The sequence below is a fragment of the Schumannella sp. GW821-FHT10F01 genome, from assembly GCF_058809295.1.
The window spans coordinates 33,335-50,201 of record NZ_JBXASM010000017.1; the positions used below are offsets into that span (position 1 = coordinate 33,335).

Genomic DNA, 16,867 nt, shown 5'->3' on the forward strand with positions numbered 1-16,867 from the left:
AAGGCCCGTGTCGCGACGGAATCCGTCGCATTGCGGATGATCCCGGTGGGAGTGACCACCGGCGGACCCGCGGGCTAGGGTGTGGCCATGGCGACCCCGACCCTGCGCAACTTCATCGACGGCGAGTACGCGGAGGCGCGCGGCGACGCCGCCTTCGACGTGATCGACCCGGCAACGGAGGAGGTCTACGCGAGCTCGCCGGTCTCGGGCGCCGCCGACGTCGACGCCGCCTTCACGGCCGCGGCGCGCGCGTTCGAGGGCTGGGGCCAGACGACCCCCTCGGAGCGGTCGCTCGCCCTCTTCCGGATCGCGGACGAGATGGAGCAGCGCGCCGAGGAGTTCGCCGACCTCGAGTCGAAGGACACCGGCAAGCCGCGCGCGAGCCTCGTCGACGACGAGATCATGCTCTCGGTCGACCAGATCCGCTTCTTCGCCACGGCCGCCCGGCACCTGCAGGGCCTCAGCGCCGGCGAGTACATGGCCGACCACACCAGCTTCATCCGGCGCGAGCCGATCGGCGTCGTCGGCCAGGTGACGCCGTGGAACTACCCGCTGAACATGGCCGTGTGGAAGTTCGCGCCCGCCCTCGCGGCGGGCAACACGAGCGTGCTGAAGCCGTCGGACACGACGCCCTCGACCACGCTGCTGCTCGCCGAGATCGTCGCGCAGCACACGCCGAAGGGCGTGCTCAACGTCATCACCGGCGACCGCACGACCGGCGCCGCGATGATCGACCACGCGATCCCGCAGCTCGTGTCGATCACCGGATCGGTCCGCGCCGGCATGGAGGTGGCGCGCGCGGCCTCCAACGACCTGAAGCGCGTGCACCTCGAGCTCGGCGGCAAGGCCCCGGTGATCGTGTTCGACGACGCCGACATCGACAAGGCCGTCGAGGGCATCGCGATCGCCGGGTTCTTCAACGCCGGGCAGGACTGCACGGCGGCGACGCGCGTGCTCGTGCACGAGCGGGCGCACGACGCCTTCGTCGCCGCGATGACGGCGTACGTGCGCGACAACGTGAAGACCGGCGCGCCGGCCGCCGCCGACACCTTCTTCGGGCCCGTGAACAACGCGAACCAGTACGAGCGGGTGAACGGCGTCATCGCGGCGCTGCCCTCGAACGCCGACATCGCGATCGGCGGCACGGCGCACGCCGGCCCGGGCTACTTCATCGACCCGACCGTCGTCACCGGCCTGCTGCAGACCGACGACGCCATCCAGAACGAGATCTTCGGGCCGGTCATCACGGTGCAGTCGTTCACGGACGAGGCGCAGGCGCTGTCGTGGGCCAACGGCGTGCAGTACGGCCTGTCGTCGAGCGTGTGGACGCGCGACCACGCCCGCGCGATGCGGTTCGCCAAGCACCTCGACTTCGGCTGCGTCTGGATCAACACGCACATCCCGCTCGTGGCGGAGATGCCGCACGGCGGGTTCAAGCACTCCGGCTACGGCAAGGACCTGTCGTCGTACGGCTTCGAGGACTACACGCGCGTCAAGCACGTGATGTCCTACATCGGCGAGTAGTCATCCGCGAGCGGGCAGGGTGATGGCCGGCGACGAGGAGGACACGATCCCGCGTCCTCCCGGCCGGCCCGTCGTCGGCGCCGCTCGGGGCTCCGCCGAGGCGCCGGCGGACCTCGACGAGCTCGACCTCGACGAGCCGGCCGCGCCGCGGATCGCGCGGCTCGCGGTGTCCGTCGCTGGCGGTGCGCCGATCGGCCTCGACCTCGCCGTGCGGATCGGCCGCAGCCCCGTGGCGCCGCGCATCCCGGAGGCCGTGGCGCTCGTGACGGTGGCCTCGCCGACCGGCATGGTGTCCTCGACGCACCTCGAGGTGCGGCAGAGCGGGCGCACCGCCGTGCTCCGCGATCTCGGCTCGACGAACGGCTCGCGCGTCTCGTCGCCGGGCTCCCGCTCCCGCGCGCTCGCCCGGGGTGACAGCATGGTGGTCCCGGCGGGCACGACCGTCGACCTGGGCGACGGGGTCGTGGTGCGGGTGCTCGAGGCGGACGAGGAGGAGCGGTCATGACGGTGCTGGGCGATCAGCAGGGCTCCGTCGAGCTCGAGGCGCGCGGCGGCGGCACGCTCCGCGTGTCCTGGGCGGCGGCCACCGACGTCGGGCACCACCGCGCCGTGAACGAGGACAGCCTCGTCGCCGCCCCGCCGGTGTTCGCCGTCGCGGACGGGATGGGCGGCCACGCGGCCGGCGACCTGGCCAGCGCCCGCGCCGTCGAGCGCCTCGCCGCGCACGCGCACGGGAGCTGGGGCGACGAGCAGCTCGTCACCACCGCGCTCGGCGAGGCCGCCGACGACATCGACGAGCTCTCAGAGCGGATGGGCAGCGCGGGAACCACGGTGACCGGGGTCGTGCTCGCGGACGGCGAGGAGGGCCCCGAGCTGCTCGTCTTCAACCTCGGCGACAGCCGCGTCTACACGCTGCACGGCAACGAGCTCCGCCGCCGCACCCGCGACCACTCGGTCGTGCAGGAGATGGTGGATGCGGGCCTCCTCACGGAGGACCAGGCCGAGTCGCACCCCGAGAGCAACGTCATCACGCGCGCCCTCGGCTTCCGGGAGGACCCGAGCCCCGACATCACCCGGGTGCGCGCGGTCGCCGGCACGCGCGTGCTGGTCTGCAGCGACGGCCTCACGAAGGAGGTCGACTCCGTGCATCTCCGCCTGCTGCTCGCCGCCGGGCTCGGCCCGGAGGTCACCGCGTCGGCGCTCGTCGATGCCGCGCTCGCGGCCGGCGGGCACGACAACGTGACCGTGCTCGTGGTCGACGTGGAGCGCTGATCCGGCCCCTCCGGAGGCCCCGGACTGGGGTGCGACACGACGCCCCCCGTTCGGGGGCGCCTGCGGTCAGAGGGGGTTCCCCCCTGCCTAGAATCGGGTGATCCCGAGGAGGAGAGGGGGATCTCCATGGCTCGACGTCTGCCTTCGAAGCCCCCGGTGCTGCCCGGTTTCTCCTTCATGCACGTGCTCGGATCGGGCGGCTTCGCCGACGTGTTCCTCTTCGAGCAGAACATGCCACGGCGGCAGGTCGCGGTCAAGATCCTGCTCAGCGAGGTCGTCAACGAGCACGTGCGGCAGATGTTCCAGGCCGAGGCGAACCTCATGGCCCAGCTCAGCTCGCATCCGGCGATCCTCACGGTGTACGAGGCCGGCGTCTCCTCCGACGGCCGCCCGTACCTGGTGATGGAGCTCTGCTCGTCGGCGCTGGCCGAGCGCTACCGCCAGGAGCGCATCCCGGTCGCCGAGGTGCTGCGGGTCGCGATCCGCATCGGCAGCGCCATCGAGACGGCGCACCGCGCCGGCGTGCTGCACCGCGACATCAAGCCCTCGAACATCCTGCTCACGGCCTACGGGCATCCGGTGCTCAGCGACTTCGGCATCGCCTCCACGCTCTCCGCGGAGGCGGGCGACGAGGCCATCGGCCTCTCGATCCCGTGGTCGGCGCCCGAGGTGCTCAACGACCAGACCGCCGGCACGGTCGCGAGCGAGATCTGGTCGTTCGCGGCCACGGTGTACTCGCTGCTGGCCGGCCGCTCCCCGTTCGAGGTCGGCGGCCAGGCGAACACCTCGCAGGAGCTGCTCGGCCGCATCGGCCGGCAGAAGCCGCAGCCGATCGGCCGCGACGACGTGCCGCCGGCGCTCGAGGACCTGCTGCGCCGGGCCATGGTGCGCCGCCCGGAGAACCGGCCCGGCACGATCATGGAGCTGCTGCGCGAGCTGCAGCTCGTCGAGACCGAGCTCGGGCTCGCGCAGACGCCGATCGAGGTCGCCGTCGACGAGTGGGCGCTCGGATCGTCGAGCCCGCTCTCGGAGCGCACCCGCGTGCGGCCCGTGAACGACCGCGCGGCCGGAGTGGACCGCCGCCGTCGTCGCGCCCTCGCCGGGCGCCAGACCTACTCCGCCGCCGGCACGCGCGTCGAGGAGTCGGACGCGCCGCAGAGCCGCGGATCCCGCACCGCCACGCCGCCGGCACCGCGCAGCTCGCGCACCCTCGCCGCCGTGCTCGCCGTCAGCCTCGGCGTCGTCGTGCTGATCGGCGCGGTCGCCGTCGTGCTCGGGTTCCAGGCGGGCGCGTCCTCCGACATCCCGCGCGTCGTCGACATCTCGGCGACCCGCGCCGCCGACGGCACGGTGCGCTTCACGTGGGAGGACCCGGGCCTCCACGACGGCGACCGCTACCAGGTGCAGGTCGGCGACGACGCCCCGATCGTGCAGCGCCGCGCCAGCTTCGCCGTCGCCGACACGGCCGGCGACCGGGTCTGCCTCACCGTGACCGTGAACCGGGACGGCCGCTCCGGCGAGTCGAGCCTGGAGAAGTGCGTCGACGGGGACGGGGGCTGATCTCCGCATGATCGGCCGCTGGCTCGCCGCCCACAAGTCGCTCGTCGCGACCGTCTCGAGCGGGACGGTCATCGCCGCCGTGCTCGGCACGACCGCGTTCCTGTCGCCCGGGTTCACCGCCCAGCGCATGGACCTCGGCGACGGCGCGGTCTGGGTCGTCAACGACGGCGCGCAGGCGATCGGCCGCGCGAACCCGCAGGTCGCGGAGCTCAACTCCGTCGTGCGCGCGCAGGGCACCGACCTCGAGGTCGTGCAGCGCGGCACCACGGTGCTGCTGGTCGACAAGACGAACGCCTCGCTCGACATCATCGACCCCGCCAGCAGCGAGGCGGGCGACACGGTCGCGCTGCCTCCCGAGCGGCCCGAGGTCTGGATCGCCGGCGACAACGCCGTGATCATGGCGGAAGGCACCGGCGAGGTCTGGGTCGAGCCGCTCGCCGACCTGCAGGGCTTCGACCCGAACACGCCGGCCGCCTACACGTTCGGCCGCAACGCGGTCGCGACCGTCGACGACGCCGGCGTGCTGTACGCCTACGGCCCGGACACCGGCGAGGTGATCGTCACCGACGTCGCCGGCGCGTCCGGCGAGTCGCAGCGACTCGACGCCGGCCTGCCGTCCACCGCGCGCTCGGTCGACATCACCGCGGTCGGCGGCCAGTGGGTCGTGCTCGACCGCAGCGACCGGCGGATCGCGACGGCGGACGGCGTCCGCTCGCTCGGCTCGCTCGCGCCGTCCGGATCCGATCCGGTGCTGCAGCGTCCGTCGGCCTCCGGCGACGCCGTGCTGATCGCCACCCGCCGCGGCCTCGTCTCCGTGCCGCTGGAGGGCGGCGCAGGCCGGCAGCTCGCCACGGGGACCGGCATCCCAGCCGCCCCGCTCGTGCTCGGACGCTGCACCTACGCGGCGTGGTCCGGCTCGGGCGCGTGGCGCTCCTGCGGCGGCGACGACGTGACGCTCGAGCTCGAGGGCCTCGACGCGGCCGGCCGTCTCGGCTTCCAGGTCAACGGCGACGCCGCGGTGCTCGGCGACGCCGCCGGCGGCGACAGCTGGGCGGTGCAGCTCGGCGGCGAGCTCATGGACAACTGGGCGGACCTGCTCGCGCGCGACGACACCCGCCAGGAGCAGCAGAACAACGAGGACATCCCACCGGAGACGGAGGCGCAGCAGCAGCCGCCCGTCGCCGTCGATGACGACCTCGGCGCGCGCCCCGGCCGCGCCACCGTGCTGCCGGTGCTGCTCAACGACTACGACCCGAACGGCGACGTGCTCGTGATCTCGGCCGTCACGCCGGTCCCGGACACGCAGGGCCGCATCGACATCATCGGCAAGGGCCAGCAGGTGCTGCTCACGCTGAGCGCCGAGGCGTCGGGTCTGGTGTCGTTCGACTACACGATCGACGACGGCCGCGGCGGCACCGACACCGCCCGCGTCGTCGTGCACGTGCGCCAGCCGGGGGAGAACTCGCCGCCGCAGCAGGTGCGCACGTCGAAGACGACCGTGCAGTCCGGCGGCCAGGTCACCACGCAGGTGCTCGGCGACTGGATCGACCCGGACGGCGACGCCATGTTCCTCGAGAGCGCGACGCCGACGACCGACGACGACCGCGTCACGTCCAAGCCCGACGGCGTCGTGCTGTTCCGCGACTCCGGCGCCGGCGGCGAGCTGAAGTCCGTCACGCTCGCGGTCTCGGACGGCACCGGCACCGGCACCGGATCGCTCGCGATCACGGTCAAGCCGGCCGGCCAGGTGCCGATCATCGCCGACCCGTTCGTCGTCCCGGCCACGGCGGGGCAGGTCGTGACCGTCTCGCCGCTCGAGCACGTGCGCGGCGGCACCGGCGCCGTGCGCCTCAACGCCGTGCCCGCGAAGACCGGCGTGACCGTGGTGCCGAGCTTCGACAAGGGCACGTTCACCTTCAGCAGCGACCGGATCGGCTCGCACTACCTCGAGTACGTCGTCACCGACGGCCAGCAGACCGCGACCGGGCAGGTGCGCGTCGTCGTGACGGCCCCGCCGGACAGCAACACGCAGCCGATCACGATCCCGAAGACCGTGTTCGTGCGCTTCCAGTCGAGCCAGACGGTCGATGTGGCCGGCACCGACATCGACCCGGCGGGCGGCGTGCTCGTCGTGACCGGCATCGACGCGCCGGACGCCGCCGCGGGCGTCCGCGCCGAGGTGCTCGAGCAGCGCTCCGTGCGCGTCACGCTCGTCGGGCTCCTGGATGCCCCGCTCACCTTCGGCTACCGCGTCAGCAACGGCCTGGCCGAGTCGTCCGGCACGATCACGGTCGTGCAGATCCCGCCGCCCGCGCTCCTGCAGCCCCCGATCGCGCGCGACGACACCGTCACCGTCCGCGTCGGCGACACGATCGACATCCCGGTGCTCGACAACGACGAGCAGCCGGACGGCGAGGACGTCACCCTCGACCCGGTGCTCGTCAGCGACGTGCCGAGCGGCGGCGGCCTGCTCTTCGCGTCCGGCGACCGGCTGCGCTACCTCGCGCCGAAGTCGGTCGGCAACTACCAGGCGGTCTACCGCGTCCACTCGGCCGGGCAGGCCGCCGAGGCGACCGTGCGGATCGCCGTGCGGGAGAAGAACGCCTCGACGAACAACCCGCCGGTGCCCGCGCAGCTCACCGCGCGCGTGTTCGCGGGCGACAGCGTGCGCATCGACGTGCCCCTGACCGGGATCGACCCCGACGGCGACTCGGTCCAGCTGCTCGGCCAGGACACCAGCCCCCAGAAGGGCAGCGTCACGCGGGTCGGCGCGGACTTCATCGAGTACACGGCCGGCGCCTACTCGACCGGCACGGACACCTTCAGCTACAGCGTGATGGACGGCCTCGGCGCCCGCGCCACCGGCACCATCCGGGTCGGCATCAGCCCGCGCACCTCGGGCGCCCGCGCGCCCGTCGCGGTCGACGATCAGGTGACCGTGCGGCCCGGCAAGACCGTCACGGTGCAGGTGCTGGCGAACGACTCCGACCCCGACGGCGGCAGCCTCGAGGTGACGAAGGTCGACGCGAACGGCTCCGGCGCGACGGCGAAGGTCGTGCAGAAGTCGTACGTCGAGGTGACGCCGCCGCGCACCGAGGGCGTCTACGGCGTCGTCTACACCATCCAGAACGCGTCCGGCGCGACGAGCTCCGCGTTCGTACAGGTGACCGTCGATGCGAAGGCGGAGCTCGCGCATCCGATCGTCACCGACACCGTGCTCTCCGTCACGGACGTGCTCGGCAAGCAGAGCATCGACGTGCCGGTGCTCGACAACGTCTTCTTCGCCGACGGGCCGGTCTCGTCGCTCGGCGTGCAGGTGCTCTCCGGCTACGGATCGGATGCGACGGTCACCGGATCGAAGCGGATCCGGGTCGAGATCGGGCGGGTCAGCCAGATCATCCCGTTCGCCGTGATCCACCCGGACGACTCCTCCGTGCGCTCGTACGGCTTCATCCGCGTGCCCGGGCTCGACGACGCGCTGCCGCAGCTCGACACGAAGGCCCCCCGCATCACCGTGAAGAGCGAGCAGCGCCTCGAGATCGACCTCGACGACTACGTCGTCGCGATCGGCGGAGGGCGGATCAAGCTGGCCGACACGACGAGCGTCACGGCCACCCACGCGAACGGCGACCCGCTCGTGGTCGACGACCACACCCTGGCCTTCACGTCGGCGGACCACTACTTCGGGCCGGCGTCGATCAGCTTCGAGGTGACCGACGGCGACCCGGCGGATCCGGCAGCGCGTCGCGCCACGCTGAGCCTGCCGATCACCGTGCTCGCGCGCGACAACCAGCCGCCCGTGTTCCAGGGCGCGTCGCTCGACTTCGAGCCCGGCGAGCAGAAGGACATCGACCTCGTCCGGCTCACCAACTACCCGTACGAGAACGACCTCCCGGAGCTGGTCTACACGCTCGTCGACCCGCTGCCCCAGGGCTTCACCCTGCAGCCGAACGGGCAGCGTCTCGTCATCACGGCGTCCGACCGCGCCTCGAAGGGCAGCACGGCCTCCGTGACCATCGCCGTGAAGGACGCCACCAGCACCGGGCAGGCCGGCCGCATCTCGCTCCGCGTCGTGCCGTCGTCGCGCCCGCTCGCGAAGCCGGTCTCCGACAGCGTGATCGCCCAGCGCGGCCAGACCACCACCGTCGACGTGCTCGCGAACGACCAGGCGGGCAACCCGTTCCCGGCCACGCCGCTCAAGGTCGTGCAGGTGCGCGGCGTCGACTCCGGCGCGCTGCCGGACGGCATCTCGATCAGCCCGAACGCCGACAAGTCGAAGCTCAGCGTCACGGTCGCCCAGAGCACGGCGCCGGTCGACGTGAACGTGCAGTACCAGGTGCAGGACGCCACGGGCGACGTCGACCGCCTCGTCTGGGGCAACGTGCGGATCTCGGTGCAGGACCGGCCCGATCCGGTCTCCGGGGTGACCGTCACGGAGTTCGGCGACCGGATGCTCCGGCTGTCCTGGTCGCCGGGCGCCTCGAACAACTCGCCGATCACGGGCTACGAGGTCACCGAGCTCAACGCCGGCGACGGGTCGACCATCTCGACCACGACCTGCACGAGCGCGGCGTCGTGCGCCGTGACGACGCCGGGCAACGGCCCCGCGAACGCGGTCCGGCTCCGCGTCGTCGCGATCAACGCCGTCGGCAAGTCGGATCCGGTCGGCCTCGGCACCTCGATCTGGTCGGACATCATCCCGCCGTCGCCGACCGGGCTGTCGTCCACCCCCTACGACCAGGGCCTCCGCGTCGTCTGGGCGAAGCCGGACGACGGCGGCAAGGGCAGCCCGATCAGCTTCTACGTCGTCACGGTCGGCGGCGTCAGCCAGACGGTCGCCGTCGATCCGAAGGACGCCGTCGGCACGGTGTACGCGCGGGTCGTCACCGGCGCCTCCATCGTCAACGGCAGCGCGACCGCCTACTCGGTGAGCGCCCGCAACAGCGCGCCGAACTCGCTCGCGCGCTGGAACGCGGCCACCGGCACCGGCACGCCCGCCGGCGCCCCGATCCAGGTCGGCAGCCCGAGCGCGTCCACCCAGTCCGGCACGTCCGCGTCGATGAGCTGGGACGGCGTGTTCGCGCCGAACGGCGCCGCGATCTCGAAGTACTACGCCGTCGCGTACACGGGCGACGCGCCGACCTGCTCGGTCACCGGCGTCGACACGGGCTCGCCAACGCCGAACCCGCCGTCGGGCTCCGGCATGATCGTGCGCGCCAAGGACGTGGCCACGGCCGCGAACCCCACCTCGACGACGTTCACCGGGCTCTCGGCCAACACCACATACCGCCTGGTCGTGTTCGCCTACAACGGCCAGGGCTGCACGTCGTCGCCGACCATCGCCGTGACGCCGCGCCAGGCGCCGCCGACCCCGACGGGCATCAGCCTCTCGGCGCTCGACGACTCCGAGGGCGACGGCACCTACGACTACCGCATCACCGGGTTCACCTCCTCGGGCTCGAGCGACGCGACCCGGTTCAGCTACCGGCTCTCCGGCACCGGGGTCGACGGCACCGAGTCCGGGGCGGTCGAGCTCGGCACGAAGCTGACGACGAACAACAACTCGCAGTACGGCACCGCCGTCGGCGTGCAGATCCGCGCCTGCTCCGTCTACGCCGAGCTGTCCGCCCCGCTCTGCAGCGACTGGTCCGGCTCGTTCGCGGTCGGCGTGCCGATCTGGCTGCGGATGGACAACGTCGTGAACCAGACGACCTCGAGCGTCGTCACCTCGCGCACGGTCTACAGCTGGACGGGGATCGCCGGCGGCGACGGCTACACGGCGATCCAGGTGGACTGCACCGGCGGCGACGACGGCTGGGTCGCGGCGTCGACCGGACCCGGCGTCTGCGACACCGGCGACTACCTGCTGAACCAGCGCCCGCCCCTGCGGCTGCGCATCTCGACCGCGACCGACACCAAGACGAGAGACATCGCATGAACCCGAGCACGGATGCCGCCTCGCGGCCGATCATGACGCCCGAGCAGGCCACCTGGTACCAGGAGACCTTCGCGCGCCTGGTGGAGAGCGTCGAGCAGGTGCTCGTCGGCAAGACCTTCGTCGTGCGGCTCGGCTTCGTCGCGATGCTCAGCGAGGGCCACCTGCTGCTCGAGGACTTCCCGGGCACCGGCAAGACCTCGCTCGCCCGCGCCATCGCGCAGAGCGTCGACGGCACCTCGAACCGCATCCAGTTCACGCCCGACCTGCTTCCCGGCGACATCACGGGCGTCAGCATCTTCAGCCAGTCGACCAGCGACTTCGAGTTCCACTACGGCCCGGTGTTCGCCAACGTCGTGCTGGCGGACGAGATCAACCGCGCCTCCCCGAAGACGCAGGCCGCGCTGCTCGAGGTGATGGAGGAGGGGCGCATCACCGTCGACGGCGTGACCCACCAGCTCGAGGCGCCCTTCATGGTGATCGCCACCCAGAACCCGATCGAGCAGGCCGGCACCTACCGCCTGCCGGAGGCCCAGCTCGACCGGTTCCTGCTCAAGGCGTCGATCGGCTACCCGGACCACGCGTCGACCCTGCGCATCCTGGAGGGGTCCGCGAACCGCTCGCACGAGATCGTGCTGCCGACCGTCGTCGACGCCGCGCAGATCGTGGAGATGAGCCACCTCGCTCGCACCGTCCACGTCGACGCGTCGATCAACGACTACGTCGCCCGTCTGGTGGAGGCGACGCGCACGGCCGCCGAGGTGCGCCTCGGCGGCAGCGTCCGCGCCGCGCTCGCGCTCGTGCGCACCGCGAAGACGCTCGCGGCGGCCAGCGGACGGCACTACGTCATCCCGGACGACGTCAAGGCCCTCGCCGAGCCGGTGCTCGCCCACCGCCTCGTGCTCGACCCGGAGGCGGAGTTCGACGGGGTCACCTCGTCGAGCGTCGTGTCGCAGATCCTCATCGAGACCGCGCCGCCGAGCGACCGGCAGGCCGTGTGAGCCCGGTCCGCGAGCGACGGAGCGCGATCGAGCACGGCTCGTCGCGCCCGGCCGACGCGCCTGCGAGCAGCGGATCGGCGGGCCTGAGCAATACCCGCACCCGCCTCGTCGGCGCGCGCACCGGCGTGCTCGCGGATGCCGTCGTCGGCGTCGTCCAGACGATGGGCCGGCTGCGCGCGGCGCTCCGCGGCGCTGGACGACGGGTCGGCTCGGTCGTGACCGGCCTCGGCTGGGTGCTGCTCGCCGTCGTGCCGGCCGCGTTCGTCGCGGGTGCCGTGCTCGGCTGGGCGGAGGGCTGGGCCATCGGCTTCGCCGGCCTCGTGCTCATCGCCGCCGCGGCGATCGCGCTGGTCGGGCGCAACGCGTTCCGGATGCGGATCGACCTGCCGCATCACCGCGTGGTCGTCGGCGACGAGGCGGCGGCGTCGGTCACGGTCGAGAACCCCACCCGCCGCCGCATCCTCGGGGCGACCGCCGAGGTGCCGGTCGGACCGGGGCTCGTCGAGCTCGCGGTGCCGGGACTCCGCGGCGGCGCGGACTGGACCGCCGCCGTACCGGTGCCCACCCGCCGCCGCGGCGTCGTCGGACTCGGACCGGTGCGCACCGTGCGCGCCGACCCGATCGGGCTCGTGCGCCGCGAGCTGATCTGGACCGAGCGCGTCGAGCTCATCGTGCACCCGCGCACCATCCCGATCCCCTCCACGAGCACCGGGCTCATCCGCGATCTCGAGGGCGCGCCGACGAGCGACCTGACCCCGAGCGACGTCTCGTTCCACGCCCTGCGCGAGTACCTCCCGGGCGACGACCGCCGCCACATCCACTGGCGCTCGACGGCGAAGACCGGCACCTACATGGTCCGCCAGTTCGAGCAGACCCGGCGCAGCCACATCGTCGTCGGGCTCAGCGTCGCCGAGCGCGACTACGGCGATCCGGACGAGCTCGAGCTCGCGGTCAGCGTCGCGGGCAGCCTCGGCGTCCGCGCGATCCGCGACGGCCGCACCATCAGCGTCGTCGTGGGGGAGCGCACGCCCGAGTTCGCGAAGCGGCGGGTGCTCGCCGTCCGCCCGCTCTCGACCCTGCGCCCCGACCGGCTGCTCGACGACCTCGCGCTCGTCGAGTCCGCGAGCGGGGCCCTCGGCGTGCGCGACATCGCCCGTGTCGTCGCCGACACCGTGACCGGGGTCTCCATCGCGTTCCTCGTCTGCGGCTCCACCCCGACGCCCGCCGAGCTGCGTGCGGCGTCCGCCGCCTTCGGCCCGGACGTCGAGGTGCTCGTCGTGCGCTGCGACCCGGGCGGCACGGCCGGGCTGCGCCGCGTGCCGGGACTGACGGTGCTGCGCGTCGGACTGCTCGAGGACCTCCGCGCCATCCTCGCCCGAGCGGCGGCCACCTCGTGAGCGCCGCGGAGACCGCCGCGCGGCGCCTGCCCGTGCCGCGGAGCGCGGGCTTCGTCATCGTCTCGGCGCTGTTCGCGATGGCCGCGGCCGCCTGCGCCGCCGTCGCGTTCGCGCCGGTCTACCAGCACCCGCGCTACTGGGTCGTGGCGGGCGCCGCCATCGGCATCGGCACGTTCGTCGCCGTGCTCTGCGCCGTGCTCCGCCTGCCCGCCGCGCTCGTGCTGCCGGTGACCGCGCTGCTCTACGCGGCGACCGGGGTGCAGCTCGCGATCCCGAGCGCGGCGTCCGCGGGCGGCCTGCTGCCGACCGGCACCGGCGTCGTGCAGCTGCTGTCGGAGACCGCCCTCGGCTGGCGGCACCTCGTCACCATCACCCTGCCCGTCGGCGACTACCAGGCGCTGCTCGTGCCGGCCTACGCCGCCGTGCTGGCCGCGACGACCGCGTCCGTCAGCATCGCCCTCCGCGTGCGCAGCGGCGAGCTCGCCGCCATCCCGCCGGTGCTGCTCTACCTGCTCGCGATCCTGTTCGGACCGACCCGCGCCCCCGCCGCGGTGCCGCTCGCGCTCGCCTTCGTCGCGATCGTGCTGCTCTGGCTGGTCTGGCGCCGTGCCCGCCGCCGCCGCGACGCGCTCCGCGTGCTCACCGGCATCGGATCGCCGCGCGAGCGCACCGGCGCGGTGCGCACCGGGCTCGCGGCGGTGCTCGTGCTCGCGATCGCCGGCGGGGCGTCGGCCGCGGCCACGGCCTCCGCGCCGTCGACCCAGCGCACCGTGCTCCGCACGATCGAGGAGCAGCCGTTCGAGCCGCGCGACTACCCGAGCCCGCTCGCCGGCCTCCGCCGCTACCTCAAGGACGGCCGGGCAGACCAGTCCATGCTCACCGTCACCGGGCTGCCGGCCGGGGGCCGCGTCCGGATCGCCACGCTCGACAGCTACGACGGCGTCGTCTACGCCGTCGGATCGGCCAGCGTCGACGCGGACTCCGGGACCTTCGTGCGCGTGCCGACGAGCGTGCAGCAGGACGTGCCGGGGGCGAGCCCGGTCGACGTGACGATCGCGATCGACGGCTACCGCGGCGTCTGGCTGCCCACGGTCGGCGACCTCGAGACCGTCCGCTTCGCCGGATCGGATGCGGACGCGCTGGCGGGCCGGTTCTACTTCAACAGCACGACCTCCACGGCCGCCCTGCTCGGCGGAGTGCCCGTCGACGGCCGCTACGAGCTCACCGCCCTGCAGCCCGCCGCGGTCGCGCTCGACGACCTCGACGCGTCGACCCCCGGCTCGGCCCGGGTGCCGCGCATCGACGCGCTGCCCGACGCCGTCGGCACGAAGCTCGAGGAGTACACGGCCGGCATCGACGGGCCGGGCGCCCAGCTCGTCGCCGCGATCCGCGGCCTCCGCCGCGACGGCTACATCAGCCACGGGATCGACGCCGACGAGCCGCCGAGCCGCTCCGGCCACGGATCGGATCGGATCACCGAGCTGCTCAGCGGCACCCGGATGATCGGCGACGCGGAGCAGTACTCGGTCGCCGCCGCCCTGATGGCGCGGCAGCTCGGCTTCCCGGCGCGCGTCGTGTTCGGCTTCGCACCGCAGGAGACGGGCGGCACGGTCGTGCTGCGCGGTTCCGACATCTCCGCGTGGATCGAGGTGCAGACCGCCGATCGCGGCTGGGTCGTCGTCGACCCGGTGCCGCCGGTGCGCCCCATCCCGGATGAGCAGCCGAAGGACCCCGCCCAGGTGGCGCGCCCCCAGACGCCGGTCGAGCCGGCCCCGGACGAGCCGCAGCGCCGCGACGACCAGAGCCCGCCCGACACGCAGCAGAGCGACACGGGCGACCAGGACGCCGTGCTGCGCGTCATCCTCGCCGTGCTGCGGACGGCCGGATGGACCTCGCTCGGGCTCGGCCTGCTCGCCTCCCCGCTCCTCGTGATCGTGGCCGCGAAGTCCGGCCGGCGCCGCCTCCGCCGCCGCGCGCCGACCCCGCTCCAGCGCATCCGCGGCGCCTGGGACGAGTTCCACGATCAGGCCGTCGATCACGGCTGGGTCATGCCGCCGACGGCGACCCGCGCCGAGTTCGCGGACAAGGTCGGGCTCGAGCAGTCGAAGACCCTCGCCGCCGTGGCCGATCGCGCGGTCTTCGCGCCCGGGGGAGCGGACGGCGCAGAGGCCGACCGCGTCTGGGTCGCGTTCGGCGACCTCGCCGACTCGCTCGGACGCGGGATGACGCGGCGCGACCGCTTCCGCGCCATCGTGTCGCTCCGCTCGCTCGGCGGCTTCGACGTGCGCCGGCTGTGGGCGCGCCCCGGCGCCGACCGGACGGGGGACCGGCCGTGATCGCCTGCCGCCACTGCGGCACCGTGCTGCCGTCGGGTGCCCTGTTCTGCGGCGTCTGCGGACGCTCGACCGCCGCGCCCGCCCCGGGCGAGCGGACGACTCCGCGCCCGCGCTTCGCCCCGATCCCGCCCGCATCCCCGGCCGCGCGTCCGGAGGAGGTGACCCGGCCCGGGTTCCGCGACGTGGAGGTCGTGCCGGCCGCCGACGCGGGCGACACCGGGGTGGTGGAGCCGGTCGATCCTCCGGGCGAGGATGAGCGGGCCGCCGAGCCCGACGACCTGGTCGGTCCTGCCTCGGGCGCGGACGCAGCCGCCGCGGAACCGGCGGACGACTCCGGCTCCGCCGGATCGGACGACGAGCCCGACTGGGCGGACGACGCCCCAGCGGATCCGCCGGCCGCACCGGCCCTGTCCACCCGCCCCGCGACGCCGGCGCCGCCGATCCTGCCCGTGCCGACGACGGCGCCGCCGGCGTCCGATCGCCCTGCCGACCGCGACCGTGCGGCCGGAGCGCCCGCCGGCGCCCCGGCGGTGTGGGTGCTGCAGTTCAGCACGGGCGAGAGCGTGCTCGTGACGGGCACCGGGCTGGTCGGCCGGAATCCCGCCGCGGAGCCGGGGGAGTACGTCGACCACCTCGTGACGCTCTTCGACGCCGGGCGCTCGGTCTCCAAGACCCACCTCGAGTTCGGCCAGCAGGAGGGCCGGTTCTGGGTCAGCGACCGCTTCTCGACGAACGGCAGCGTCATCCGCCCGCCCGACGAGCAGCCGCAGCGCTGTACGCCGGGCCGCCGCTACCTCGTGCCGCGGGGCACGCGCATCGACATCGGCGAGCAGTTCTTCGTCGTGAGCTGACCCCTCCTCCACCGGGCGACCGCTCCGCCGGCTCCGCACGGATGCCGGCGATCGCGCGGCGGACGGGAGCACGCTGCGGTTGGCTGTCCGGATGGACCCCCTCGCCCCGACTCCGCTCCGCCGGACCGCGCCCCGGCTCCCGGCTCGCGAGCAGCGGGGCGGCCTGCCGCTGCTGGCCTCGCTCGCGCCGCTCGGACTCGCGCTCGTGCTCTGGGCGGTGACGGGATCGCCGAGCATGCTGCTGTTCGCGGTGCTCGGCCCCGTGATGGCCGCCGGCTCCGCCGCGGACCGGCGGATCCGCCGGCGCCGGGACGACCGGGTCGAGCGCGCGCGGCTGGCGCGGCGGCTCGCGGCGCTGGCGGCCGAGCTCGATGCCGCCCTGGACTCGGAGCGTTCGCGGCTCGCGCTCCTCGTCCCCGCCGCGGTCGAGGTCGGCGAGCTCCCGCCGTCGCTGCTCTGGCGCGACGCCCATCCGACCGCCGTGCGGATCGGCACGGCGGAGATCCCGAGCGGCGCGGCGCTCGACGGCGTCGACGAGCTCGTGGCGGGAGAGGAGGCCGTCACGGAGCTCGCGGACCGGGTGACGCGGCTCCGGGCGCCGCTCGCGATCGATGCCGCCGGCGGCATGCACGTGATCGGGCAGCCGGAGAGCGCGCGGGCCGTCGCCCGCGCGCTGGCCGTGCAGCTCTGCGCTCGCCTCCCGCCGGCACGGCTCCGGGTCGTCCGCCCGGAGGACGAGCGCTGGATCGACGCGCTGCCGGTGCCGGTCGAGGCCGGGCAGCACGACGCGTTCGAGCTCCGCGTCGACGACGCGACCGTGACGATCGGCTGGAGCGGCGGCGAGCCGCCCGGCCTCCGCGCGGCGACGGTGGTCCGGCTGGCGGGCGAAGGCCGCGCCGCGACGGTCGAGCGCGGTGGTGCGCCGGTCGACGCCCGGGAGCTCCGGCTCGATGCGATCGGCCGGCGGGCCGCGGCGGGTGCGGCCCGTCGC

At 74.0% G+C, this 16,867-nt stretch carries 9 protein-coding genes and 1 pseudogene; all 10 read left to right on the forward strand.

Features of this window, described 5'->3' with window-relative positions; genetic code table 11:
• The first annotated feature begins 87 nt into the window (after positions 1–87).
• Positions 88–1,524, forward strand: a complete 1,437-nt coding sequence (locus AC1RSJ_RS15515) for an aminobutyraldehyde dehydrogenase (RefSeq protein WP_493119349.1) — start codon at positions 88–90, stop codon at positions 1,522–1,524.
• A 22-nt stretch (positions 1,525–1,546) separates the two neighbouring features.
• On the forward strand, positions 1,547–2,029 hold the full coding sequence (locus AC1RSJ_RS15520) for an FHA domain-containing protein (RefSeq protein ID WP_493119350.1): 483 nt from the start codon (positions 1,547–1,549) through the stop codon (positions 2,027–2,029).
• Positions 2,026–2,796, forward strand: coding sequence for a PP2C family protein-serine/threonine phosphatase (locus tag AC1RSJ_RS15525; RefSeq protein ID WP_493119351.1), 771 nt, complete (start codon positions 2,026–2,028; stop codon positions 2,794–2,796). Before AC1RSJ_RS15520 ends, AC1RSJ_RS15525 begins: the two co-directional genes overlap by 4 nt.
• 126 nt (positions 2,797–2,922) lie before the next feature.
• Positions 2,923–4,356, forward strand: a complete 1,434-nt coding sequence (locus AC1RSJ_RS15530; protein ID WP_493119352.1) for a serine/threonine-protein kinase — start codon at positions 2,923–2,925, stop codon at positions 4,354–4,356.
• A gap of 7 nt (positions 4,357–4,363) precedes the next feature.
• Entirely contained in the window at positions 4,364–10,294 is a 5,931-nt protein-coding gene (locus tag AC1RSJ_RS15535) for an Ig-like domain-containing protein (protein ID WP_493119353.1), read from the forward strand.
• Between the two features lie 32 nt (positions 10,295–10,326).
• Entirely contained in the window at positions 10,327–11,292 is a 966-nt protein-coding gene (locus tag AC1RSJ_RS15540) for an AAA family ATPase (protein ID WP_493119358.1), read from the forward strand.
• Entirely contained in the window at positions 11,289–12,689 is a 1,401-nt protein-coding gene (locus AC1RSJ_RS15545) for a DUF58 domain-containing protein (RefSeq protein WP_493119354.1), read from the forward strand. Before AC1RSJ_RS15540 ends, AC1RSJ_RS15545 begins: the two co-directional genes overlap by 4 nt.
• Complete coding sequence (locus tag AC1RSJ_RS15550; protein ID WP_493119355.1) at positions 12,686–15,025, forward strand: transglutaminase-like domain-containing protein; 2,340 nt, start codon at positions 12,686–12,688, stop codon at positions 15,023–15,025. Before AC1RSJ_RS15545 ends, AC1RSJ_RS15550 begins: the two co-directional genes overlap by 4 nt.
• Positions 15,022–15,876, forward strand: coding sequence for an FHA domain-containing protein (locus AC1RSJ_RS15555; RefSeq protein ID WP_493119356.1), 855 nt, complete (start codon positions 15,022–15,024; stop codon positions 15,874–15,876). Before AC1RSJ_RS15550 ends, AC1RSJ_RS15555 begins: the two co-directional genes overlap by 4 nt.
• Positions 15,877–15,967: 91 nt before the next feature.
• Positions 15,968–16,867, forward strand: a pseudogene (locus tag AC1RSJ_RS15560) (hypothetical protein); the annotation flags it as partial.